At 34.4% G+C, this 25,796-nt stretch carries 25 protein-coding genes; 10 read left to right on the top strand and 15 right to left on the bottom strand.

The features are described from left to right. The first annotated feature begins 53 nt into the window (after positions 1–53). Positions 54–437 (top strand): DUF983 domain-containing protein, encoded by a 384-nt coding sequence (locus ACFX5E_RS02695; RefSeq protein WP_379853619.1) that lies wholly within the window; start codon positions 54–56, stop codon positions 435–437. 5 nt (positions 438–442) lie between these two features. On the opposite strand, the gene ACFX5E_RS02690 is transcribed toward ACFX5E_RS02695, so the two are convergent. The 7 genes from ACFX5E_RS02690 to topA all read right to left on the bottom strand — a co-directional run bounded on the left by ACFX5E_RS02690 (position 443) and on the right by topA (position 10,253). Beyond that, positions 443–1,492, bottom strand: a complete 1,050-nt coding sequence (locus ACFX5E_RS02690; protein WP_379853618.1) for an NAD(P)/FAD-dependent oxidoreductase — start codon at positions 1,490–1,492, stop codon at positions 443–445. A gap of 99 nt (positions 1,493–1,591) precedes the next feature. Next, positions 1,592–2,482 carry a type IX secretion system ring subunit PorN/GldN gene (porN, locus tag ACFX5E_RS02685; RefSeq protein WP_379853664.1) on the bottom strand — a complete coding sequence of 297 codons (891 nt, stop codon included), beginning with the start codon at positions 2,480–2,482 and terminating at the stop codon, positions 1,592–1,594. A 50-nt stretch (positions 2,483–2,532) separates the two neighbouring features. Continuing rightward, on the bottom strand, positions 2,533–4,080 hold the full coding sequence (porM, locus tag ACFX5E_RS02680) for a type IX secretion system motor protein PorM/GldM (RefSeq protein ID WP_379853617.1): 1,548 nt from the start codon (positions 4,078–4,080) through the stop codon (positions 2,533–2,535). A 45-nt stretch (positions 4,081–4,125) separates the two neighbouring features. Then, positions 4,126–4,776 carry a type IX secretion system motor protein PorL/GldL gene (gene porL / locus ACFX5E_RS02675; RefSeq protein ID WP_379853616.1) on the bottom strand — a complete coding sequence of 217 codons (651 nt, stop codon included), beginning with the start codon at positions 4,774–4,776 and terminating at the stop codon, positions 4,126–4,128. 49 nt (positions 4,777–4,825) lie between these two features. Continuing rightward, positions 4,826–6,232 (bottom strand): T9SS ring complex lipoprotein PorK/GldK, encoded by a 1,407-nt coding sequence (gene porK, locus ACFX5E_RS02670; RefSeq protein WP_379853615.1) that lies wholly within the window; start codon positions 6,230–6,232, stop codon positions 4,826–4,828. A 263-nt stretch (positions 6,233–6,495) separates the two neighbouring features. Beyond that, positions 6,496–7,647 carry a formimidoylglutamase gene (locus ACFX5E_RS02665; protein WP_379853614.1) on the bottom strand — a complete coding sequence of 384 codons (1,152 nt, stop codon included), beginning with the start codon at positions 7,645–7,647 and terminating at the stop codon, positions 6,496–6,498. Positions 7,648–7,724: 77 nt separating this feature from the next. Continuing rightward, on the bottom strand, positions 7,725–10,253 hold the full coding sequence (topA, locus tag ACFX5E_RS02660) for a type I DNA topoisomerase (protein ID WP_379853613.1): 2,529 nt from the start codon (positions 10,251–10,253) through the stop codon (positions 7,725–7,727). A gap of 441 nt (positions 10,254–10,694) precedes the next feature. Here topA and miaB point away from each other — a divergent pair, with 441 nt between their 5' ends. The 8 genes from miaB (at position 10,695) to groL (ending at position 17,773) form a co-directional block, all read left to right on the top strand. Further along, entirely contained in the window at positions 10,695–12,140 is a 1,446-nt protein-coding gene (gene miaB / locus ACFX5E_RS02655; protein WP_379853612.1) for a tRNA (N6-isopentenyl adenosine(37)-C2)-methylthiotransferase MiaB, read from the top strand. 88 nt (positions 12,141–12,228) lie between these two features. Then, positions 12,229–12,375 (top strand): hypothetical protein, encoded by a 147-nt coding sequence (locus ACFX5E_RS02650; RefSeq protein WP_379853611.1) that lies wholly within the window; start codon positions 12,229–12,231, stop codon positions 12,373–12,375. 124 nt (positions 12,376–12,499) lie between these two features. Then, on the top strand, positions 12,500–13,759 hold the full coding sequence (locus tag ACFX5E_RS02645; protein ID WP_379853610.1) for a sigma-54 interaction domain-containing protein: 1,260 nt from the start codon (positions 12,500–12,502) through the stop codon (positions 13,757–13,759). Between the two features lie 100 nt (positions 13,760–13,859). After that, complete coding sequence (locus ACFX5E_RS02640; protein WP_379853609.1) at positions 13,860–14,363, top strand: LptE family protein; 504 nt, start codon at positions 13,860–13,862, stop codon at positions 14,361–14,363. Between the two features lie 103 nt (positions 14,364–14,466). Continuing rightward, entirely contained in the window at positions 14,467–15,324 is an 858-nt protein-coding gene (locus ACFX5E_RS02635; protein WP_379853608.1) for a hypothetical protein, read from the top strand. A gap of 3 nt (positions 15,325–15,327) precedes the next feature. Further along, positions 15,328–15,672 carry a preprotein translocase subunit SecG gene (gene secG / locus ACFX5E_RS02630; RefSeq protein ID WP_379853607.1) on the top strand — a complete coding sequence of 115 codons (345 nt, stop codon included), beginning with the start codon at positions 15,328–15,330 and terminating at the stop codon, positions 15,670–15,672. A gap of 137 nt (positions 15,673–15,809) precedes the next feature. Beyond that, positions 15,810–16,085, top strand: a complete 276-nt coding sequence (locus ACFX5E_RS02625; protein WP_035670228.1) for a co-chaperone GroES — start codon at positions 15,810–15,812, stop codon at positions 16,083–16,085. 59 nt (positions 16,086–16,144) lie between these two features. Next, positions 16,145–17,773: a chaperonin GroEL gene (gene groL, locus ACFX5E_RS02620; RefSeq protein WP_379853606.1), complete on the top strand. Its 1,629-nt coding sequence runs from the start codon at positions 16,145–16,147 to the stop codon at positions 17,771–17,773. A gap of 399 nt (positions 17,774–18,172) precedes the next feature. On the opposite strand, the gene ACFX5E_RS02615 is transcribed toward groL, so the two are convergent. The 8 genes from ACFX5E_RS02615 to xrtF form a co-directional block, all read right to left on the bottom strand. Beyond that, positions 18,173–18,853 (bottom strand): DedA family protein, encoded by a 681-nt coding sequence (locus ACFX5E_RS02615; protein WP_379853605.1) that lies wholly within the window; start codon positions 18,851–18,853, stop codon positions 18,173–18,175. Positions 18,854–19,051: 198 nt separating this feature from the next. Beyond that, on the bottom strand, positions 19,052–19,393 hold the full coding sequence (locus ACFX5E_RS02610; protein WP_379853604.1) for a heavy-metal-associated domain-containing protein: 342 nt from the start codon (positions 19,391–19,393) through the stop codon (positions 19,052–19,054). A 42-nt stretch (positions 19,394–19,435) separates the two neighbouring features. Next, positions 19,436–21,445, bottom strand: coding sequence for a TonB-dependent receptor plug domain-containing protein (locus ACFX5E_RS02605; RefSeq protein WP_379853663.1), 2,010 nt, complete (start codon positions 21,443–21,445; stop codon positions 19,436–19,438). A 73-nt stretch (positions 21,446–21,518) separates the two neighbouring features. After that, positions 21,519–21,923, bottom strand: a complete 405-nt coding sequence (locus ACFX5E_RS02600; protein WP_379853603.1) for an HYC_CC_PP family protein — start codon at positions 21,921–21,923, stop codon at positions 21,519–21,521. A gap of 53 nt (positions 21,924–21,976) precedes the next feature. Beyond that, positions 21,977–23,332 (bottom strand): MBL fold metallo-hydrolase, encoded by a 1,356-nt coding sequence (locus tag ACFX5E_RS02595; RefSeq protein ID WP_379853602.1) that lies wholly within the window; start codon positions 23,330–23,332, stop codon positions 21,977–21,979. Positions 23,333–23,373: 41 nt separating this feature from the next. Next, a complete protein-coding gene (locus ACFX5E_RS02590) occupies positions 23,374–24,204 on the bottom strand; it encodes an ATP cone domain-containing protein (protein WP_379853601.1) in 831 nt (276 codons plus the stop codon). 61 nt (positions 24,205–24,265) lie between these two features. Next, positions 24,266–24,706, bottom strand: coding sequence for an exosortase F system-associated membrane protein (locus ACFX5E_RS02585; RefSeq protein ID WP_379853600.1), 441 nt, complete (start codon positions 24,704–24,706; stop codon positions 24,266–24,268). Next, a complete protein-coding gene (gene xrtF, locus ACFX5E_RS02580) occupies positions 24,684–25,232 on the bottom strand; it encodes an exosortase family protein XrtF (RefSeq protein WP_379853599.1) in 549 nt (182 codons plus the stop codon). The genes ACFX5E_RS02585 and xrtF overlap by 23 nt, the downstream gene beginning before the upstream one ends. 76 nt (positions 25,233–25,308) lie before the next feature. Between xrtF and ACFX5E_RS02575 the strand changes: the two genes are divergently transcribed. Continuing rightward, a complete protein-coding gene (locus tag ACFX5E_RS02575) occupies positions 25,309–25,770 on the top strand; it encodes a GAF domain-containing protein (RefSeq protein WP_379853598.1) in 462 nt (153 codons plus the stop codon). Positions 25,771–25,796: the final 26 nt, after the last annotated feature.

The raw sequence follows: 25,796 nt of genomic DNA, 5'->3' as shown, positions 1-25,796 counted from the left end.
ATGTTACATCGGTACCCTTTCAAAAATTGTACCTTTGTTAAAAATTTTTGCAAATGTTAAAAAAAGGATCCAAACTAAATAGCATTTTAACAGGAACTTGTCCTAAATGTCAGAATGAGAGTATGTATTTGGATAAAAATCCGTTACATCTGAACAAAATTTTAGCTATGCATGAAAATTGCAGTCATTGTGGCTTAAAATATCAAATCGAGCCTTCGTTTTTTTATGGTGCAATGTATGTAAGTTACGGATTGAATGTGGCTATTGGAATTGCCGCTTTTATAATCTCTTATATCATCTTTAGTTCTTCCATAAAAGTGGCATTTATCGCCATAATTGTATCCCTTGTATTATTATTCCCGTTTGTGTTACGATGGTCAAGAAATATCTACATCAATATGTTTGTTTCTTATGATCCAAAGACAAATCAAAAATAATATTTTTACTTTCTTTTAGCAAGAAATCGGTTGATATCAATTTCCTTGTTTAAGGGCATTTTATATTCGATAAATTCAAATAGCGCTTTGGCCATAGAAGGCCCCAACATCACCCCTCTGGTTCCCAAACCATTAAGGATATGAACTCTGTCATGATTGAAATGTGTTCCCACCAATGGTCTTCTGTCTTTGACTGTTGGTCGAACTCCGGCAAAATGCTCCATAATTTCAAAATCGCAGGTTATAATTTCTTTAATTCTTTCGATTAATTCTGTTTTTCCTTCTTCGGTAGGCAAATCCGTTTTATCCTTCCAGTTGTACGTGGCGCCAACTTTAAATAAATCATTACCCAGGGGCAAAATAAACACACTCGTATTTATGATTACATCCAAATCAAGTCCAGGAGCTTTAATAATAAAAAGTTCTCCTTTTGTTCCGTCTAATGGTAAATTTTTGAAAAATGGATTAGAATGCATTCCAAAACCTTCAGCAAAAATAATATATTTCGCCTCTATATTTTTATATCGAATACTATCGTTTTCTATCTGTAAAGTATCATAATCAAATGATTCTTGCTGAAATAATTTTTCTTTAATAAGATATTCTTTGTACTTATCCAGCAACAATGCGGTATCTACATATCCCGTTTGCAGTACTTCACCATAATCATAGGCAGAATCAATTCCTTGGTATTTTTTATAAATCAATTCAGTGGAAAGAAAAGGAGCCAGCGCCATTTTATCTGAGGCAGCAAACCAATTATTTTGCTCTTCAACGGAGAAAAATTTTCTTAAAATTGGCTTCTTAAAATCTACCTTACACTCCAACTTTTCTTCTAAAACAGTATAGAATTCATTCATAAGAAGCAATTGCTCTTGAGCCAGCCATACTTCACTGAAACGCTTTAAAATAACAGGATTGTACAACCCTCCGGCAATCTTTGATGAATTTTGAGAATTATTATCAAATACATAGATGGATTTATCATTTTGCAAAGCCATTTCTGCAAATGAAATTCCTGCTAATCCCGAACCTATTATTAAATAATCAATCATCTGTTGTGGTACCTTTTAAAAAACACAAAGGTAGTTTATTAAAATAAAAAAAACTCTTACCGATATAGTAAGAGTTTTTTGTAATCTAAAATATAAAATTTAGTAATTCCACATATCTTGTTCGAAGTTGCGAATTTTTTCCTTCACTCTTTCTGATTCTAATAATTGATTCTGAGCATTATCTTTCATGTATTCAGCAATTGATCTGTCTCCATAAACATTTTCTTCTTTATAAATGGTACTATTGAAACGCCTTGAATTTAGAATTTGATCAAAAGAAACCGGCATTGCAGAATTTTTATCATTGAAAGCTTTCGCTTCATGCAAAACATCTCTGGCAGATGGGAAAAAGACCCAAAACAATTCAATGTAATCTTTCTCATCGCTGTTCATCGTATATACATCTGGTGTAACTGGACAAATCCCAAGCAAACGATATTTCAATTCACTTTGACGTTTATCAAAATACCAATATCCTTTGATTTTATATTGCGTAACATCTTGTGCGGTAAGATCTTGTTTTAAAATATTTTCAGCCGCTACTGCTTGCCCGGCATTTATTTGTTCTCTACCCACATCTGTCGTATCAACACGGGAAAGTGAACCCTGGATATCCTTAATGGATTTTTTGGTATTAAAATAACTATCCGTATACACTTCAGTAATTTTTCCATTCTTCATCGCTTTAGTCAGCACATCATACAACGAGCGTCTGTCTGAGCCAATATTTGCAGTATCAATTGGGAAATACAAGGAGAAATTTATCTTCTCACCTAAATCAATAATTTCCCAAGTTGTTTTACCCATCAATACGTCTCTATCGTGAACATAACCATATACCAAAGGCTTGTCATTATCCGAAATAAGCTGCGCAGCGGTTTTTAGACCTATTTGATCCGGTGTTTTGGCATTTAGCAAATTAGATTGTGCTACAGATGCAAAACTCCAAGTGATAGAGATAATAGCTATTAAAAAATTTCTTACATTCATCATTATATCATAATAAGTTATTGAAGTATGTTTTGCTTAAAACGTACTTATTATTGTATTTCAAAAATTACCGGAGCAGTTCTAGGCAATAAATAACTACCCGCACCTACCAGTTTAGTTTTAATTTCAGAAATAGTAACCTGATCACCTCTTCCTACTTTAGAAAGAACCGCTTTACATTGTGCATTTAATTTATTACCCGGAACTACTACTGTAGGCTGACCAGTAACTTTAAAATTAAATCCAACAACATTTAAACCAACTTCAAAATCGAAATCAACTAATTTTGCTCCAATAGTTGCGATTTCTAAATTTGATTTAGGACCTTTTACCACTCCCATTTCTCCTCTGATTGTTCCAGCAGGACCGGGAATACCTTTAATTCTGAAAGATTTTCTATCAGAAACTTTAGAACCGTCAGGAAGTGTTGCAGTCACATTAATAACTGTTTCTGTTCCTCCGCCTGGACTCATGTTATATTTACCACCACCCGCTGAACTTAATCCTGGAGCAGAAGCTGAAACTTTATCCGCTGAAACCCCTGCAAAAGAAATAGTCATAGGATTAACAACACCTCTATAAACCACATTCATTTTATCAGCTGAGATTGTAGCTGACTTTGGTCTTGCCACAACAACGTATTTATCTTTAATAGGCAAACTTACAACTTTACCGTTTTCATCAAAATTAAAAGAACCTCCTATTGGGTGTTCTCCAATATTACCAGCTCCAAAAGAGAAATTAGCCTGACCTGCTTGAGCCGCAACACTTGATCCGTTTACAATTACAGATTTAGCTTTTAATGAAGGGTCAAATTTTCCTAAGATAATTTTTCCTTTAACAGCTTCACCTTGAAAGAAAACAGATTTTTCAAGAACCACTATCGGTTGGTAAGCCGTAAGAGAAGCTGCAGCAACCAAATCTGATTGAAACATACCAGTCATAACATCACTTTCTGTAGTTTTAATATCCGCTTGCAATTGAGACAATTTAGTGATTGTAGCAATAAGTGGATATCCTTTGTAATTATAATCGATCCAAGCTAATTTTGCACCCGCTTTTTCAGAATAAACTGGTTTAGTAGCAAACCGAGCTTCGATTTTTTTCATTTCTGATTCCGCTACTGAGCTTCCTCCAATTTGTTTGATTTGAACAGAATAATTATTTACTTTATCCAAAAACTCCTGACCTTGTTTAGAAACTCTGTCTCCTGTAAAAAACATTCTGTCAATTAAATCTCCTTTATCCATTTGTTCGTAAGGCAGATTTCCTTCTGCATCTCTTACGAATTTTTTAGTTACGTCTGTTTTAATGTTTTCTATGTAATCATTAAATTCTTTAGAAACTGCTCTGATCTTCTCCACTTTAGCTTTTTTATCGCCAAATTGACCTGGCTGATCCACCGCTTTTTGGGTTAATTGATCAAAAGAAGATTGATTTCGAGTATCTGTTAAAGAGTTAGACTCTACTATTTTGTTATTCAAAATTCCAAAAGCTGATAACACTTCTTTGGACATATTTAATGCTAACATTGCGATAAAAACCAGGTACATTAGGTTAATCATCTTCTGTCTAGGGGTTAGTTTTCCTCCTGCCATATTTTCTACTAATTAGTTTATTATTTTTTTATAGTTCGAAACTAATTATCCTTTGTTATTCATTGCAGAAAGCATTCCACCATATACATTGTTAAGCGATGACAAGTTAGATGTCAAAGACTGCATCTGGTCTTTTAATTTTAAATTATTTTCAGCCACTTCTTCGTTTATTTGTGCATTTCTTGAAGCACTTTGCAATTGAATTTTATACAAACTATTTAAAGATTCCATTTGGGCTGCTGCCAAAGTCAACTCTTCACTGTATTTTTTAGTTGAATTGATAGAATCTACAGTTGGAGCAATTCCTTTTGCAGCTGATTCGAAATTTTTAATGCTGCTTCCTAAACTAGCCATTAATTCACCGTCAATTTTAGCGTCTTTTAACATCGCATCTAATTTCTGAGATAACAATCCCTGAGCATCAGAAGGAGTTTCTACTTTTTTCTTTGGTGCTGTTCCTTTTACACCATTTGCTAATTCTGGATATACTAAAGTCCAGTCTAAATCGTCATCAACTGGTTCAAATGCTGAAAGTGCAAAAATCAATGCCTCAACAACAAGTCCTATCGTCAACATTAAATTCCCTGTAATAACTCCAAATTCTATGTGAGTTATTTTGAATAATGCTCCAATGATAACAACTGCTGCTCCCATTCCGTATGCGAAATTCATTTGTTTTTTGCTTAGTAATCCCATGATATTTTTTTTTAAGGTTTATTTGATAGATTGATACGGTCCGTTTATTTTATTTTGCTTTTTTACCGTTTCCAGTAGTCTGTAATCCCATGTAATCTTGAACAGTTCTAAATCCGATAAAACTTCTTGCTGAATCAGCATATTCAAAATCTCTCGTACTTACTTGTAAGAAGTAAGAAACATCTTTCCAAGAACCTCCACGAACCACTTTACGCTTATTAGAAGCATCTAATACATTTGGATTCATTGAAGAAACGTATTCGTAGGCGTTTGGATCATAAGAAGAATCCGTCCATTCGGACACATTTCCTGCCATGTTATACAAATTATAACCATTTGGCTCATACGATTTTGCCTCTACAGTATACAAAGCTTCATCTGCAGCATAATCACCTCTGTTGGGTTTAAAATTAGCCAGAAAACAACCCCTGTCATTTTTAGTATAAGGCCCACCCCAAGGATAAGTAGCTGATTCTAAACCCCCTCTTGCTGAATATTCCCATTCTGCTTCCGTTGGTAATCTGAAAGAGTTAATCAAATCGCGACCTTTCTTTTTAGATTTGATGTAGGTATTTTTATTTAAGGTTCTCCAAGCGCAAAAAGCTTTGGCCTGTGTCCATTTCACTCCTACAACTGGATAGTCACCGTATGCTTTATGCCAGAAATAATCATTATGCATAGGCTCATTATAAGAGTAAGCAAAATCTTTAATCCAAACCGTTGTGTCTGGATACACATTCACTTCTTCTGTTTTTATAAAATCTTTTCTTTTTCCAACTTTAGCTTTGGCTGCAGCCTGAATATCCATCCACGAGTAACGGAATTTTAATTTGTTCACGTCAATTGTACGCAATCCATTATAGGAAGCCTCTATTGGCAGATACATCGAATCCATCACTTCAGAATAGTACTCATCCGGATACAATTTAGTATCTTTGATCAGTTTCACTTTTTTGTTCAATTTTCTTCCGGCATAAGGATCGTCAGCAGTACCTATACTATAATAATTATCATACATATATTTATCATAGGCAGTCATTTTTTCAGGATCTGAATCGTTAAAAGCAAAATCACCAATACTACCGGCGTTTTTACCTTTACCTTTTGCTTCTCCCGCTTTTTGCCCACTTTCGTCAGCAAGAATTGCCAAACGAACTCTCATAGTAGAATCTTTTACCCATTCTACAAATTGACGGTATTCTTTATTAGTGATTTCGGTCTCATCCATGTAAAAAGAACGAACAGTCACTGTTTTTGTAGGAGCATCCTCAACATCTGCTAAATCGTCATCCGATTTACCCATAATAAAAGCACCTCCAGGAACTAAAGCCATCCCATAAGGTTTTTCAGGATGCCATTTTCCTCCATTAATACCAACTAATTCTCCTTTGTCGCTTGATTTACCACAGCCAATTAATAAGGTTAAAATTGCCGTAAATGCAATGAAATTCTTCATATAAATTTGGATTATCTATTCTTGTCTTAAAATTTGCGTAAACCTATTTAATATTTATTAATAAAACAATATTTTTCATTGTTTTAATTAATTCAAGCCCAAAAATAAAGTTAAATAAAATACAAAAAAAACATTTTGTCGATAAAGTGTCAAAAAAAATCGACACGATGCAAAAAAAATGATTTTTTTAAAGATTTTGTAATATTACACGCATAAATCACATTAAGTAGCAAAGCGATCTCATAAAATTACAAAACAATTAATCATAAAATATTTTTTCTTTGTGCTTTCCACCATCTTTCCGGCAACTCCTGATTGCATGCCAATAAATATTCATCGTAGGAACATGGTAATAACGTATTTCTTTTTAGTTTATTATTTCCGTTTGAAATAAAAGGAATCTCTATCCACCAACGATCGGTTTTATCACTTTTGTAAAAAACAAGCTCCTCTTCTTCCATTGGAACTATGTATTTAATATAATTTTCCCTGCTGCCATAAGGATATTCATTAGAACGATAATGGAATCCTTCAATAAAATACCAAATTATTTGGGCCATTATAGCCGATTCTTGTGCTGAATTATTATGATTAAAAATTCCTAACAAGGACACTTTATCACTTATTCCGGCATACCTCGATAAAGAACAAATTTCTTTTCCATTAAACCCATTTGGCGTAAACGAAATAAAATTTCCTGAATCCGAAGATTTAATAGCAGTCAAATCAATACTCACTAAATCTGCATCTCTGAAAACAGGTTCCGAAAGTGAAATATTATTAGATATTTCCCCTAATCGGTACCCATCAAAAAATAATTTTTCGATCAAATCAATCTCCTCTTGGGAATTATAATACGTTTGATAACCAATATTACAATAATTAAATAGGTTGTTAGGCTCGTCAATAATTATTTTTGTCAAATAAGAAGAGGCTGAAACTTCTTCACTTTCCTTTCCAAAATCAAATTTATTATCTATAGAAACTAGGTTGACCATTTGCTCTAAATCATCATAAGCTCTATAAAGCGCATATGTCAAATCTTGGGAACCGCCTACAACAATGGGAATAATCTTTTTTTTGATTAACCTTGCCACTACTTTCTTCAGTGCAAAATAAGTGTCATCGTTTGAATTTCCTGCCAGAATATCGCCCAAATCAGCAATTGAAGCATCCCAGTTTCCTGGAAACAATCCATACAACTCTTTCCTCAGTGGAATCAAATCGACATCAGAAATAGCATTTTTATCGCCTCGATTTTCTAAAACGCCTATTACTGCAATTTTAATGTTGTTTAAATCCGGAAATTGCTCTTTTGTATGCAACACAATTTTGCTTCCCAGTTGCTGAGAAGTCAATCCACTTATATAGTCAAGGATTTCATTATCTACTGGTTTTAGAAAATCAAATTCCATTTTATTTCTTTTTTTGACCGCTTCCCTACTCTCTCCTGAGCAGGAGAGAAATGAAACTGGAAATTAGTTATTGTTTATTACTTTTTTACCGCTGGTTTCTTTACTGCTGGTTTTTTTGCCACAGCTTTCTTTGCTGGCGCTTTTTTAGCCGCAACTTTTTTAGCAGGCGTTTTCTTGGCAATCATTTCCTGAACTTCAGCTAATGTCAATTTTGTTGCATCAACATCTTTACTCAGTTCAATTTTTATTTTTCCTTTGGTGATCACAGAACGTCCCCAACGGGCTTTTTCAACTAAAATTCCTTCATCTTCCCAATTGTGTAAAACCTTATCAATATTTTTTTGCAATTTGTCTTCAATCAACGCTTCAATATCTGCTTGAGACAAATTATCAAAATCATATTTCTTGCTTACATTTATAAACAAACCGTCCCATTTGATAAAAGGACCAAAACGACCTGTTCCTTTTTGAACACCTTCGCCTTTGTAAATTGCGATCGGCGCATCAGCTAATGCTTTTTCGTCGATTAATTCTTTAGCTCTTTCTAAATCTACGTCCAAAGGATTTTCGCCTTTTGGCAAGGAAACAAAAGCTGCTCCGTGACGGATGTAAGGACCAAAACGACCATTACTGACCTCAACTTCTTCATCTTTATATTCTCCAAGATTTTTTGGCAACAAAAATAAATTTAAAGTTTCCTCCAAAGTTATATTTCCAATATTTTGATCCGACATTAAACTGGCGAATTTTTTCTCTTCATCATCTGCAGCTCCAATCTGAGCCATCGGTCCAAATTTCCCTAAACGAACCGAAACTGGCTTACCGCTTTTTGGATCCGTTCCTAGAATTCTTTCGCCACTTTCTCTTTCGGCATTGGCTTCGACATCTTTTACCGTTGGGTGAAATTTATCGTAGAACTCCTGCATCATTTTTGTCCATTCAATATTTCCTTCGGCAATTTCATCAAAATCTTGTTCCACTTTTGCGGTGAAATTATAATCCAAAATATTTCCGAAATTCTTTACCAAGAAATCAGTAACGATAGTTCCGATATCTGTAGGAACTAATTTCCCCTTATCAGAACCAGTATTTTCTTTCAGCAAATTCTCTCCTACTTTCCCGCATTGCAATGTCAATTGCGTATAATTACGTTCTTGTCCGTCTAGATTTCCTTTCTCGACATAATTTCTGTTGATAATGGTAGAAATGGTTGGTGCATAGGTAGAAGGACGACCAATTCCCAATTCTTCTAATTTCTTTACCAAAGAAGCCTCCGTATATCTTGCAGCTGCACGAGAATATCTTTCTGTCGCAGTGATGTAATTGTTTCCTAATTTTTCATTGACTTTCATCGCTGGAAGCATTCCTTCTTGTTCTTCTTCATCGTCATCATGACCTTCCAAATACACTTTCAAGAAACCTTCAAAAAGCAACACTTCACCAGATGCCGTAAAAATTTCACCGTGATTGTTTGCTTCAATTTTTACGTTTGTACGTTCTAATTGCGCATCACTCATCTGCGAAGCCAAGGTTCTTTTCCAAATCAAATCATACAAACGCGCTTGATCTCTGTCGATATTTACCGTGTGACGTGACATATCCGTAGGACGAATCGCCTCATGTGCTTCCTGTGCTCCTTTGCTTTTATTGACAAAAGTTCGAGGTTTTGAAAACTCTTTTCCGTAGGATTTGATAATTTCAGCTTGAGCAGCTTCCATCGCATCTTTGGATAAGTTCACACTATCCGTTCTCATATACGTGATAAGTCCGGCTTCGTATAAACGTTGAGCGAGTTGCATCGTAATTCCAACAGGCAAATACAATTTACGAGCGGCTTCTTGCTGTAAAGTCGAAGTGGTAAATGGACCCGTTGGTGATTTTTTGGTAGGTTTCGTTTCTAAATCCGCTACCTTATATGTAGAACCGATATTTTTATTTAAAAAATCTTCAGCTTCTTTTTTAGTATTGAAATTTTTAGGCAGTTTTGCTTTGAATGCTTTCCCTGCTTCATTAGTGAATTCTGCTACAATAGAATACGTCGCCACGGCTTTGAAATTCTGAATTTCACGTTCGCGCTCCACAATTAAACGAACGGAAACTGATTGTACACGTCCGGCAGAAAGTCCACCTTTTATTTTTCTCCAAAGTACAGGCGACAATTCATAACCAACTAATCTGTCCAAAACACGACGGGCTTGTTGTGCATTAACTAAATTATAATCGATTTCACGTGGATTATCAATCGCTTTTAGAATCGCTGTCTTCGTAATTTCGTGAAAAACGATACGCTTAGTTTTGGTTTTGTCTAATTTTAATTCTTCGGCAAGATGCCAAGAAATAGCTTCTCCCTCGCGATCCTCATCACTTGCTAACCAAACCATTTCGGCATTCTTGGCTAAAGTTTTAAGTTTGGAAACCAACGCTTTCTTATCAGCAGAAACTTCATATTTAGGTTTAAAACCATTTTCTACATCTACCCCAATTTCTTTGGAAGGCAAGTCGGCAATATGCCCATAACTTGACTCCACTTGGAAATCACTTCCCAGAAATTTTTCAATTGTTTTTGCCTTTGCAGGTGACTCAACTATAACTAAATTCTTTGCCATGTCCCGATTGTTTATGTCGGCAAAAGTATATGATTTTTTTAAATTTTGAGTTTTTTAAATTTTAAAAGTCAAAATTCTCGTTGAAATGCAAGTTTAAGATGATCTTAATTGAATTGAATTTTGAAGAATTAAATAGCAAATAATAAAAATCTCATCGTACAATTTGTAACAATAATTTTAATTCAAATGCCCTAGCCCCGATTAAAGTGGAAATCCCGGAGTCTCGCTGGCTTACATTTTTTATGGCTGCAAAGCGACCAAAGGAAGCTCTTGCAGGTATTTAAAAAATCTTGCCAACGAGACGAGGAATTGTAGCGGAAAGCGGGAAATTGCTCCTAAAAACAGAACAATTTGAAATCACTTAAAACAATGTTAAATCTTCGGCTGACATCTTGTCATATTTATTGAAATTACTTTATCTTTGCGCTTTGAAAATATAGGATGGAAAAGATTATTGAAGAAAGTAAACAAGGCGAAAGTCTTGTTCTAGAACATAAACCCGAGAATACGAAGAAACTTTTTATTGAAAGTTACGGTTGCGCGATGAATTTTTCGGATAGCGAAATTGTAGCTTCTATATTATCCGGAAACGGGTATAATACGACGCAAATTCTGGAAGAAGCCGATTTAGTTTTGGTGAATACCTGCTCTATTCGGGATAAAGCGGAACAAACGATTCGCAAACGCTTGGAAAAATACAATGCTGTGAAGCGTATCAATCCAAAGATGAAAGTTGGCGTTTTAGGCTGTATGGCGGAACGATTGAAAAGTCAGTTCCTGGAAGAAGAAAAAATTGTAGACCTTGTTGTAGGTCCTGATGCGTATAAAGATTTGCCGAACCTTTTACAAGAAGTGGAAGAAGGTCGCGATGCAATTAATGTGATTTTGTCCAAAGATGAAACCTATGGCGATATTTCACCGGTGCGATTGATGAGCAACGGAATTACCGCTTTGGTTTCTATCACGCGTGGTTGCGATAATATGTGCACGTTTTGCGTGGTGCCTTTTACCCGTGGACGCGAACGCAGCCGTGAACCGCAAAGCATCATGAAGGAAATTCAGGATTTGTGGGACAAAGGTTTTAAGGAAATTACACTTTTGGGACAAAACGTAGATAGTTTTCTATGGTACGGTGGCGGATTGAAAAAAGATTTTGAAAATGCTACCGAAATGCAAAAAGCTACCGCGGTTGATTTTGACCAATTGCTAGAAATGGTGGCCGTTGGTTTTCCTAAAATGAGAATCCGATTTTCGACTTCAAATCCACAAGACATGCACGAAAGTATTTTGCATGTAATTGCGAAATACCCTAATATATGCAAGCACATTCACTTGCCTGTTCAGTCCGGAAGCAACCGAATTTTGAAGGAAATGAATCGTTTGCACACGCGTGAACAATACATGATTTTGATTGATAAAATCAGGACTATTATTCCAAATGGTTCGATTTCACAAGATATGATTGCTGGTTTCCCAACAGAAACGGAACAAGATCATCAAGATACCATGAGTTTGATGGAATACGTGAAATATAATTTTGGTTATATGTATTCGTATTCTGAAAGACCAGGAACATTGGCGGGAAGAAAAATGGAAGATGATGTTACTGAAGAAACCAAAGCAAGAAGATTGCAGGAAATTGTCGATTTACAACAAAAACACGCTTGGTTGCGCTCTGAGGAATTCATTGGTCAAACAGTGGAAGTTTTGGTAGAGAAAGTTTCAAAAAAATCGACAGAAGAATTTTCAGGAAGAAATTCGCAAAGTATCACCGTGGTTTTTCCAAAAGAGAATTATAAAATTGGTGATTTTGTAAATGTGAGAATTTTGAGTTGTACGAGCGGAACTCTAAAAGGAGAAGCAGTTGGATTGAGTGAGATGAATTAAAAAAGTTTAAAGTTTAAAGTTTAAGGTTTAAACTTTTCGAGAGAGCTTCAAACCTTAAACGGACAAAACCTTTAAAACAAAGATAAAGATGTCAAAAAAGAATATACTAATTGGTTTAGTTACTTTTATAATTGGATTTGGGGTTACATTTTTTACCATTAGAACTTATTTTCCAAAACAAAAAGTGGAAAAAATAGTTTCTGCAAAAGACACATTAGCAAAACCAAAGCAATAGGTTATTGCGAAATAGAATACATTATTAAACGGAAATTAGTTTTAATAATTTGGAAATCCCATAACTATCGGGAGCGGTTAAAAAATAACATTAATGAGATTGCTTCGTGCCTCGCAATGACAATATGGAATCAGTTCAAGCTATAAAACAACGATTTGAGATTATTGGGAATGACCCGAAGCTCAATCGTGCAATAGAAAAAGCCATTCAGGTTGCTCCTACTGACATTTCGGTATTAGTAGCGGGTGAAAGTGGTGTTGGGAAAGAGAATATTCCAAGAATTATTCATTCCCTTTCACATAGAAAACACGGAAAATACATTGCTGTAAACTGTGGTGCTATTCCAGAAGGAACTATAGACAGTGAACTTTTTGGTCACGAAAAAGGGTCCTTTACAGGTGCAACCAATACCCGTGAAGGTTATTTTGAAGTTGCCAATGGCGGGACTATTTTCCTGGATGAAGTTGGAGAATTGCCGTTGACCACTCAAGTACGATTGTTGCGTGTATTAGAGAATGGAGAATTTATAAAAGTTGGTTCTTCTCAGGTACAAAAAACGGATGTGCGAATTGTGGCCGCGACCAATGTTAATTTGTTTAATGCTATCGAAAAAGGAAAATTCCGTGAAGATTTGTATTATCGTTTGAGTACGGTAGATATTACTTTGCCACCACTGCGAGAACGAAAAGAAGACATTCATTTGTTATTCAGAAAATTCGCTTCAGATTTTGCGCATAAATATAAAATGCCTCCTTTAAGATTAGAAGAAAGTGCCGTTCTTGTTTTGCAAAAATTCCGCTGGAGTGGTAATATTCGTCAGTTGCGAAACGTAGCGGAACAAATTTCAGTATTGGAAACAAATCGCGAAATTTCGGCTGCAACTTTACAATCCTACTTGCCTGCTGAAGGCAGTAATTTACCGTCAGTGATAAAAGACAAAAAAAGTGACAGCGATTTTAGTAACGAGAGAGAAATTTTATACAAAGTACTTTTTGATATGAAAAGCGATTTGCATGACTTGAAAAAACTTACTTTAGAATTAATGGAAAATGGCAGTTCTAAAGTGCAGGAAACCAATAAAAATCTAATTACAAAAATATACGGCTCTAAAGAAAATGATAGCGAAATAGATTTTGAAGAAGAGCCAAGAACCGCTTTGATTGCAGCTCAAAATAAAGAAGAACGTTATCAAGAGAATGACGACAACTATTTATTTGCGGAAACTGTCGAAGAGGAAGAGGAGATATTGCGATTAGAGCAGAAAGAAATTGAAATGATTAAAAAATCATTGGAAAAAAATAAAGGGAAACGAAAAGCCGCAGCCGATGAATTGGGGATATCCGAAAGAACTTTATATCGAAAAATAAAACAATTTGATTTGTAGCTTTTATACACCGATCAAATAGACGTAAATGATTTGATTGAAAATGAATATCTTTGACCAGAGCGTTGGCGAACGGACGAAGCAATTTTTAAAATAAAAAATGAAACACATAAAACTTATTCTTCTTACAATACTTATATTCAGCATCAACAGCTGCTCTGTTTATAACTTCACAGGAACCGGAAAAATTGATGCAAAAACTTTTCAGGTCAATTTTTTTCAGAATAATGCGGAAATAATCGAGCCTGGAATAGACCGGACATTTACTCTTGCTTTGCAAGACATAATTCTGAATCAAACAAATTTGAATTTGGTCAAAAACGGTGCCGACTTAACTTACGAAGGAGAAATTGTAGATTACAGAATAAGCCCAATGACAGCGACTGCAGATCAGCAAGCTTCTCAAAATAGATTAAAAATAAGAGTAAATGTAAGGTTTACCAATAAAAATAAAGAGGTCGATAATTTCGAAAAAACATTTGAGTTTTTTTATGATTATCCTGCGGAACAACAATTGCTAGGGTCTACATTAAATAGTACTTTGAAAGAAATTTTTGAAAGAATAACCCAAGATATCTTTAATGAATCTTTAGCTAAATGGTAAATGAAGAAGTCTTCAGTTGGCAGTTTTTAGTATTCAGTTAGCTACACTAAAAATTGAACACTGATTACTGAACACTGATTACTGAACATTGAACACTCAAAAAATGAACGTAACCGATTATACTTATTTAATTAACAGGCCAAATGCTATGAATGAGAAGCAAACGGCTGCCTTGGAAAAAGTACTGGATGAATTTCCTTATTTTCAAAGTGCCAGGGCTTTAACATTAAAAGGACTTTACAACCTAAATAGTTTTAAATATAATTTGGCCCTTAAAGTTACGGCAGCACACACCACAGACAGAACCGTTCTGTTTGATTTTATTACATCAGACAGTTTTACCGCCATACAAAAAGAATTTTACGATAAAAAAATAATTGAACTCCACAACATCCATGTAATAGATAGTGAAATAATTATTCACGAAGAAAAACTGGAGTATAAAACAAATACTTTAGAACAATCAATTCTAACCTCTATAAGGGAGGCTTTACCATTAGAATCTGATGATACTGCTAAAATATTTGAAGAAAAATTGGCTATCGGTCAACCTTTGGATTTCTCTGTAAATGAAAAACATTCCTTTCAAGAATGGTTACAATTATCCCGAACACTCCCTATTGATAGAGGAACGGAAAATACGGTTAGTCCTAAAACGTTACCAATAGATGATAACAAACAGAAAAAAGCGGAGCTAATCGACAAGTTTATAGAAACCAGTCCAAAGATTCCTCCTGTAAAACACGGCGTGACATCCACAGTGACTTTCGACCTAAATAAAGATGACAACGCCTACTTGATGACGGAGACTTTAGCAAGAGTATATTTGGAACAAAAAAAATATCTAAAAGCGATTCAAGCTTATCAAATATTAATTTTGAAATATCCAGAAAAAAGTAGTTTCTTTGCAGACCGTATCTCGGATATTAAGATTTTACAACAAAATAATTATAACAATTAAACAATGAGCACATTTTCAATTTTTTTAGTTTTAATAACAATAGTTTGTTTCCTATTAATCGTAGTAATAATGGTTCAAAACCCTAAAGGTGGCGGATTATCTTCTACAGTAGGTGGCTCTCAAATGTTAGGTGGCGTACAAAAAACAACTGATTTTTTAGACAAAAGTACCTGGACACTTGCTACTGTTTTAATTGTATTAATACTTCTTTCAAGTTTAAGCTTTACAGGAGCATTAAGTGATAATGATTCAAAAATTATTGAGCCAACAGAAACTACTGCACCAACAACTGCTGCACCAGCTTCTCCAGTTCAAAATACACCTGCTGCGACAAATCCAGCAAAATAAATTATTACCTACTTATTCTAAATGCCAGCCTGTCAAAGCTGGCATTTTTTATAAGAAAATATGTCAGTTTAAATAGGTTGGCACAATTTCTGAAATCCTATAAGCAATCATAAAAAAAATAATTAAAACATAAAATCATGGCTTTAAACATCAAACCGCTTTCAGACAGAGTTCTTATCGAACCAGTCGCTGCTGAAACCAAAACTGCGTCAGGGATTTTTATTCCGGATACCGCCAAAGAAAAACCACAAAAAGGAACTGTTGTTGCTGTGGGAAATGGCACAAAAGACCACACAATGACTGTTAAAATTGGAGATTCAGTTCTTTACGGAAAATATGCTGGTACGGAATTGAAACTGGAAGGAAAAGATTATTTGATAATGAGAGAAGATGATATTTTAGCGATAATCTAATAAGTATTAAGTCTGAAGAATTAAGTATTAAGACAATTTAAAAGTTTAAATAAAAAGAAATGGCAAAAGATATAAAATTTGATATTGAAGCACGTGACGGATTAAAACGTGGTGTTGATGCATTAGCAAATGCTGTAAAAGTAACACTTGGACCAAAAGGTCGTAATGTAATTATTGGTAAATCTTTCGGAGGTCCAACAGTTACTAAAGATGGTGTTACCGTTGCAAAAGAAATAGAGTTAAAAGATCCATTAGAAAACATGGGTGCTCAGATGGTTAAAGAAGTTGCTTCTAAAACTAATGATTTAGCCGGTGATGGAACTACAACTGCAACTGTTTTGGCTCAAGCGATCGTAAAAGAAGGTTTGAAAAACGTTGCTGCAGGAGCCAATCCAATGGATCTGAAACGCGGTATTGACAAAGCGGTTGAAGCTATTGTAGCTGATTTGGCTAAACAAGCCAAAGTAGTAGGAAGCGATTCTGAAAAAATAAAACAAATTGCATCCATTTCAGCTAATAATGATGAAGTAATTGGTGAACTAATCGCTGCTGCTTTCGCAAAAGTTGGAAAAGAAGGAGTTATTACCGTTGAAGAAGCCAAAGGAACTGATACTTATGTAGATGTTGTGGAAGGAATGCAATTTGACAGAGGATATCTTTCTCCATACTTTGTTACCAATCCAGAAAAAATGGAAGTGGAATTAGAAAATCCTTACATCCTTTTGTACGATAAAAAAGTTTCTTCTTTAAAAGAATTGTTACCAGTTTTGGAACCGGTTGCTCAATCTGGAAAACCATTATTGATAATAGCTGAAGATGTTGATGGTGAAGCATTATCTACATTGGTGGTAAATAAATTACGTGGAGCCTTGAAAATCGCTGCCGTAAAAGCACCTGGTTTTGGAGACAGAAGAAAAGCAATGTTAGAAGATATCGCTATCTTAACCGGTGGAACTGTAATCTCAGAAGAAAGAGGTTATACTTTAGAAAACACGACTATCGAAATGCTAGGAACTGCTAAAAAAGTAACTATCGACAAAGATAACACGACTATTGTAAGTGGTGCTGGTGAAGCTGATATGATCAAAAATCGTGTCAACCAAATCAAAGGTCAAATGGAAGCTACAACTTCTGATTATGACAAAGAAAAACTACAAGAGCGTTTGGCTAAATTAGCTGGTGGAGTTGCTGTTCTTTATGTTGGAGCTGCTTCTGAAGTAGAGATGAAAGAGAAAAAAGACAGAGTTGACGACGCGCTTCATGCTACTCGTGCTGCTGTTGAAGAAGGAATTGTTGCCGGAGGTGGTGTTGCTTTACTAAGAGCTAAACTTGTACTAAACACTATCAAAGCGGACAATGCTGATGAAGCAACAGGAATTCAAATTGTATCTCGTGCAGTAGAATCTCCATTGAGAACTATTGTTGAAAATGCAGGACTTGAAGGTTCAGTAGTTGTTGCAAAAGTTGCTGAAGGAAAAGGTGATTTTGGATACAATGCCAAAACAGATGAATATGTAGATATGCTAAAAGCAGGTATTATCGACCCTAAAAAAGTAACACGTGTTGCTTTAGAAAATGCAGCATCAGTTGCAGGTATGATCTTAACTACAGAATGTGCTTTGATTGATATTAAAGAAGATAATGGCGGCGGAAACCCAATGGGTGGCGGTATGCCGGGAATGATGTAATTCATTCTCCTTTTTAAACAAAAAACTCCGTTTCTTAATTGAAACGGAGTTTTTTTATAGTAATGAGAGTGATTATTTTATTATGACTGTCCGCTAAACGGACCATCATTATTTTTTTACCATCACCAATAAGGAGATTAAGAGTTAATGTTGTAAAAAAAATATTAAATGTCGTGAATCCCGCTTGATATCTTTATTTCTTTGTTTAAAAAAAGCTAAACTTCATTGCAAAAACAAAACAAAACCAGCATCTCTTAACCTCTAAGACTCACTGTTTAAAAATTACAATGTTTTAGTTGTCATATTCTAGATTTACAGGGGCTTACAAAGTATTTTTGTAAGTTTAAATTTTAACAAAGAGATTGATTTTTTTTTTGGTATAAATAACGGACAGTCCTCTTATTTTATATGCACCCTTTTTTTCAAAAGCTTGAATAAAACAGGAACAGTGGTAATAAGTACAATTATTATTATGATATATTCGATATGCTCTTTCAAATCAATTCCAAATTTATCTAAAAAGATACCGTGTAGATAATGCCCGGAAAAAATTAAAATAAAGGACCATAAAAATGAGCTTAAAACATTGAAAAACATAAATTTACTTTTGTCCATGGATACTATTCCGGCAACAATTGGCGCGAAAGTCCTGAAAATTGGCAAGAAACGGGCAAATATAATTGCTTTCCCTCCATATTTTTCAAAGAAATCTTTTGACTGCAAAAGGTATTTTTTCTTGAACCAAAAAGTATCTTCTTTTTTAAATAAATAATATCCACTTTTTGCTCCAAACCAATAGCCAACCGTATTACCCACAATTCCAGCAGCAGCAACCAATAACGACAATAAAGTAACATTAATAAAATCGCTTTCTATAGCAACCATATTCTGGATCAAATCTTTACTGTAAATTCCTGCAAGAAAAAGCAAACTGTCTCCAGGAAGAAAAAAACCGGCAAAAAGACCAGTTTCGGCAAAAACTATAAATAAAATTATATACAAACCTATTTGAACTCCTCCTATTTGAAGGTTAATATAAAATTCTGGATTAAGTAATTGTGTCCAATCAAAATTATTCATAAAAACGATTTGTAATTAAATTTATTGGTCGTGAAAGTAATAATAATTTAGCTCAACCGCAATATATTGCCGTACTTTAAAGTTTAATTAACGCTTAAAAGCATTATAGCTACTATGATAAACGCAATTACAAGCCAATTTTAAATATCGTCATTTAAAAAATTAAAAACCCAAAGCTTTCTACTTTGGGTTTCAAAATTATAGTCGTTCATATTTACAACAACTATGGAGGTTGTCATAATCTTCAGTTGTCGCTTTCACTTCATCCGTATCATGACCTACTTTGGCAATTGCTTTTTTTACATCCAATGGAGACGACTTTTCTTCATTAAATATCAAACTCAACTGATGTGTTTCTATATCCCAAATTGCTGATTTAACTCCAGTCACTGAATAAGCCGCTTTTTGGATTCGTTTCTGGCATTGCTCACAATTACCATTTACTTCAGTGATATATTTAGCATTTTTATTCTTTTTTTCTTGAGCCTGAGCGGCAAATCCAAGAAAACTTACCAGTAGAATTAAAATAATATTTTTCATTTTTACTTTTTTTATTGTGATTATTAATTTTTTATACTGAGCTTATTTTATTTTAAATCGCAATCCTGCATAATACATTTGTCCAAAGACCGGCGCATATACAATTGATGCGTCAAAAGTGGGGCCAAAAGGATTCTCACTGCCAAGAATAGCCTTTTCCTGTTTGTAATTTCCTATATTTTCTCCTCCAATATACATTTCAAACGTCGAAGAGAAAGTCCTTGTAATTTGCGCATTCATTAAAGAATAAGACGACGAAAATTCCGGTAATCTATCATTTATAGGATTTGAAGCCGTATTAGGCAATTGTTGCTGACCAATCCAATTGAACGTATAATCAAATTTCCATTGTTTCCCTTTCTCACCAATGTGCGTTTCATATTCTAAATTACCAAAAAAACGATGTTTCGCCTGCAATGGCTTTTGGTAATTTCCTGAAAGATAGTCCGTTCTTACATCGTAAAATTTATAGGCGGAACGCAAATTGAAATGATTAAAAATTTCATAATTAAATTCCAATTGCAAACTATTAGCAACGGATTTCCCATTCAAGTTATAGAACAAAACTTGCTGAGGACTTTGCATCACATCAACCACTGCCTGATTCTGAAAATCGGTTCTGTAGAAATCAAAACCAACATCGGCACTTTTACCGAAGAGTGAAAATTTTTGGGCAAAACTCAAACCGTAATTCCAGGCAATTTCAGGATTTAAGCCATAAATTTTTCCGTTTGTATCTAAAACATCAAAGGTTCTTGAACTGGCAAAAAGAGGCTGGTTTTCGGCAAAAATATTTGCTGAACGCTTCCCTCTTCCCGCTGAAAATCGCAGAACTCCTTTTTCCCAAGGATTGTAACGAACATGTAATCGCGGTGTTAGAAACGTACCTAAACGGTTATGATTATCGATTCTTCCTCCAAGAATTACACTAAAATTATCTGCGTTGTCGTAAGTGTATTCAAAAAAAGCTCCAACTGAATTGTCTATTCTGCTGTAATCATTCACGTTAACAAACTCTTGATATTTATCATAAGTGAAGTTCAAACCTGCAGCAAATTTATTCATCGTATTGCTAATAATCGAATTAAAAATCAAGTTCGAATAATAACTGCTTTGCTTAATATTATATTGATTTAAGCCAAAGTAAGACTTTTGGTCGTGGCTGTTAAAAGCGTTTTGAAAACCTATGCTTTGATAAGGCATATCTTTAAAAACATAGCCCACTTTTGTTGAAACATCTAATCGCTCTGTATTAATTTCAGAACCCCAGTAATTGGTTGTTCCTTTGTCTCTGTCTGGATTGAAATTCAATTCTCCCGTTTGTTTTTTATCGTTCATATATCTGAAATTGATAAAACTCACCCAGCCTTTTTCGGCATTATAATACTGATATCTATTGAGAATATTGATTTGTTTTGCCAAAGGATTATCCAGAAAACCATCATTATTCCTATCCATTTTGGAAACCCGCGAATTGCCGTGAAGGAACAAGCTACTGCTCCATTTATCCGAAAGTTTAGCATTGAAATGGGTATTCAATTCAAACCGCGAATCTGTCGAACCATAGGCATTCAAGAAAAACGGAATGTCACTTAAAGGTTTTAATAATTCCGTGTTAATTTGGCCCGAAATACTTTCGTATCCATTGACAACACTCCCAGCACCTTTTGTAATTTGGATACTTTCAACCCAAGTTCCAGGTGTAAACGACAATCCATAAGCTTGAGAGGCGCCACGAACAGACGGCACATTTTCTTCGGTTATCATTAAATACGGACTGGTTAGTCCCAGCATTTTGATTTGTTTTGTTCCTGTCAAAGCATCCGAGAAATTGACATCTATAGAAGGATTCGTTTCAAAACTTTCTGCAAGATTACAACAGGCAGCTTTTAGCAATTCTTTGCTTGTTATGAGTGTCGTGTTTCCTGTTACCGTAAAGGATTTTTGAATTCCTTTTCGCTTTTTTATGACTTTTACCTCTTCCAGATTTTCTTGAGAAAAAGCAGGAATGGAAAGAAAAATCACAACAAAAAGCGTTATTATTTTTTGCATCATACAATATTTTAATGTTTGTAAAAAGTAGATCCAAATCACAAGAAGTGATTTGACTTTTAAAACATTAAAATCAAGCGTAGAAAATATATTGGCTGTACAACTTAAAAAGTGGCGGCGCATTTGCATCGCAAAAATAAGAAACCGTCGTTTGAGTATTTTTGAAATTTTTATTAGAAGAAAAAACTATTGTTTGCCAGTCCTGAATGAGAAAAGAAAAATGAGAATCAAAGGGAAACGCTTTAATTGTCGCATTATCCGATTTTTTTTGAAAATTAAAGACTTTGTCTTTACAACAACTGTCCTTTTTGGCAACTATTTTTTCGCAACATCCTTTTTCTGTTGGTTGAGAGACATTCGTATTCAAAGAAACCGAAGCAATTTGTTCTCCACAATAATGCACATTAAAAGCCAATCCTACATTGGAAACCAATAGCAGAAAGGCTAAAAATAAACTCGTGCATTTTTTAATACTCATGACGCAAAATTAGTTAATAAAGCAACTCTTAAAACCAAAAATAGTGTTAAAAATCACAATTCAAATTCTTGTCCCATTAAAGGAATTTTACAATCAAAATGATATGTTTCATTGATTTTTATACGAAGCTCATCCATTGGTTTGTTTTCGCCATGAACCAGAAACACCTTAATAGGTTTATTTTCTAAAACCGAAAGCCAGTTCAGCAAATCCCCCTGATCTCCGTGAGCTGACAAACTTTCTATTTCGAGAATATTCGCCAATACCGGATAATATTTACCGTGAATTTTAATTTCCTTGGCTCCTTCCAACAATTTTCTTCCACGAGTTCCCGCTGCCTGAAAGCCAATAATGATTACAGTGGTTTCCGGCAAACCAATATATCGTTCTAGATAACTCAGCACTCTGCCACCCGTAATCATCCCGCTGGCGGCAATAACCACTTTGGGTTGTTTATTAAATATGGTTTCAATAGTTTCCTGATAATCTGTAATCATCGAAAACATTTTGCACATCGCAATATATTCCTGCTCCGGTAATTTATGCCATTTTCTATTATTTTCAAAAATATCCAAAACACTTATTCCCATTGGGGTATCAATAATATAGGGAATATTTGGGATTCTGCCTTCTTCTTTGAGTTGCCATAATAAATACATAACCGTTTGTGCGCGCTCTACAGCAAAACTAGGAATAATGATGGTTCCGCCTTTCTCAACAGTATTATTGATGTACATTTCCATTTCCGCTTTGACATCTATATCCGGATGAAGACGATCTCCATACGTACTTTCCAGAAATATATAATCGCCTCTTTTTGGTTTGGTTGGCGGATACATTAATACATCGTTATCACGACCGATATCTCCAGAAAAAACCAAGATTTTGTTTTCGAGCTGTAATTCAATGGTACAGGCTCCCAGGATGTGCCCAGCATTAGAGTAAACCGCCGTAATTTCGGCATCCAACGGGATTAATTCATTGGTTTTAATCACTCTGAAAAGCGGGAATACCTTTTCAGCTTGAGCTACGGTATATAGTGGCTGCGCACTTTCGTGTTTGGAAAATTTTTCATTATTGGCTTTATTCGCTTCTTCTTCCTGAATTTTGGCACTGTCCAAAAGAATTAGTTTTGTTATGTCTTTTGTGGGACTCGTACAATAAATTTTCCCCTTAAAACCTTGATCTACTAATCTGGGTAACCAGCCACAGTGGTCCAAATGTCCATGGGTCAACAAAACAAAATCTATTGTTGAAGGCAAAATGGGCAATGGCTCCCAATTGAGCTCCCGCAAAGGCTTAATGCCCTGAAATTGTCCACAGTCGATTAAAATTCTAACGCCGTTGCTTTCGATTAATGTTTTCGAACCCGTAACGGTCCCTGCTCCACCAATAAATTTGACTTTCATTTTTTCCGATTTAAAATTAAACAAATCAGCAACCTGTATTATTAAAAATATCTACATAATTCAGAGGCTTCTTTTAAAACATTCTTTATTCGATTTGAACTCAATCCAATTTTCTCTAAACAATCCGAATTGTTTATTATTTCTTTCACCAAAATCACATCCAATATCAATAATTTATCTTTTTCAACGAGGGTTAAAGTGGTTAAACAAGTCACTGGATAAAGATTAGCGGTATCATTTTTTGTTTTTAAATTATTATTCGTGGGATAATTCCAACTTAACAAATTCAATCCCGAACACTTTGCAAAATCGACAGCATCAGAGGTGAATCGATTGTTAGTTACAATCCAACAACCCAAAACAGAATCTTTCCGAGTAAAAATGGGATGATGCCTGTCTTTAATATCATTGTACCGAGACAAGATATACATAGGGACTTTTACATCGGTTGCGGCATCTCTTCCCACATGATACTTGCACTCCACCATAGAAATAATCTGGTCCTTTTTTATCAAAACATCAATTTCATGAGAAACACACTTTCCAAACAAGGTTAAATTAGTCACCGTTGTATAATGCTCTGAGGCAAAAAGTCGAGCGATATATTTTTCGAAGAAAAAACCCGCGGGACCTAATAACCGAATTGCTTCCCTTAAATTATAACGTGCTGCATGAGAATTAGCCGTTTTTTTTAATAATCCAAAAGCCATTTTGTAAATTTCCTTAGTTGAAATTCCTTCGTAAACTTTATTTTGAATCGATTTTAGAATACTTTCAACCTCATTAATACCTGCTCCAGATTTTAATAACGAAGTTTTAAGTTTATCAGGATTAAAATCTACAATATCTCCGGAATGTTTGACTATCTTCATATTGTTATTTATTTGACAATAAACAAATTAAACCCAATAAAGATAACGAAAAAAAGACTACTTATTTCTGTTTTTGATAATAAAATGCCGGAACAAACAGCATGACAAAAATGGGTTGAATGAGAAATCTACGAACATAAAAAAGTGCAAAATTATTATGCCCTTTGATATAGTAGATTATAAAGAAAAAAGAAATGATTAAAAACATAAAGAAAAAATAATACAGAACAAGGGCAAATTTCAACATTTGAACTTCCTTGAAAAGGACATAGATAATCCCTAATGATACAACAGTATTCAATGTATAGCGAAACAGCAGTCCAAAAAACAATTGAAATGGATCGAAATTAGGCAGGGGTAAATTAGCAAAATCATTTTTGAAATAGTCCAAAAAAGGGTCATAAAATAATTGGTCTTCAAATGCTCGGATAAGCGCTAACAAGACCACCAAAAAAAGGAATTGTGCTAATCTGATTTTATTATTTAGTATCTTTCGAAGCATATTTTGAAAATTTACGTAACCAAATTACCCACAAAATAAAAACCACCCCATAAATAAATAACGGAAAAAGTACTCCGTGTAAAAATTTCTCCTGTTTTGGAAAATGAAACATCAGCACACATAACAATGCTATTCGAAACACATTTAAAACATAAATAAGTAGGCTTCCGCCAAAAATAAAAAGCAAAGTAGGCTTTAGCTTTCCAGAAAAAGCAACCACAAAAGAAACAAACAAAATAATCACACTGACGGCATTACAGCCTTCAATAATTCGAGCTACATATTTCTGATTAAATATCAGTTTAATAAAGGAATGCGATGGATTCTCTTGAATTGAAAAATTAAAACAAAAAAAATGCAACAATTGATCTGTATTCTTAGCCACCATTCTTGTTATGGCATCCAATTTATTTTCTCCAAAGCTATTTAGATATTCTTGATAAAGAACAGTCAACACTATATATGTAAAAAAAAAGGTAGTCAGAAAAAGCAAAAAAGGTTTGTAGAGAATAAAATATTTTTTCAAAATCAATTTTTTAACAAATTTATGTAATTTTTGAAACCTGCTTTAAATTACTTTTGTATAAATATAAATAAAAACCATGACATTTCAAGAATTACAACCAAAAGTAACCCAAATCACATTAAATACAACGCTTTCAAGAGACGAAAAACTTTTATCTATTTGTCAGCTTTTGAGTGACTCAATTGACTACTACAACTGGGTAGGATTTTATTTTGCCAATCAAAAGTCTAAAACATTACATCTTGGACCCTATGTAGGAGCCGAAACGGATCATACGGTAATCCCTTTTGGAAAAGGAATTTGCGGACAAGTGGCGGTTTCTAATGAGAATTTTGTTGTTCCGGACGTTTCGGCACAAGACAATTATATAGCCTGCAGTTTTACTGTAAAATCAGAAATCGTAGTGCCTCTTTTTGTGAACGGCGAAAATATTGGGCAAATTGATATTGACAGTCATGTCATTGATCCATTTACTGAAGCTGACGAGAAATTTTTAGAATTTGTAAATCAAGAAATTGCGAAATTATTTACAGCATAATACGCTGAAAATTAAATTATTAAAGC

Source organism: Flavobacterium xylosi, from assembly GCF_042787345.1.
In the GTDB taxonomy this organism is placed as follows: Bacteria; Bacteroidota; Bacteroidia; order Flavobacteriales; family Flavobacteriaceae; genus Flavobacterium; species Flavobacterium xylosi.
The sequence above is the reverse complement of the archived record's forward strand: the minus strand, read 5'-3'. Positions and strand labels throughout refer to the sequence as shown.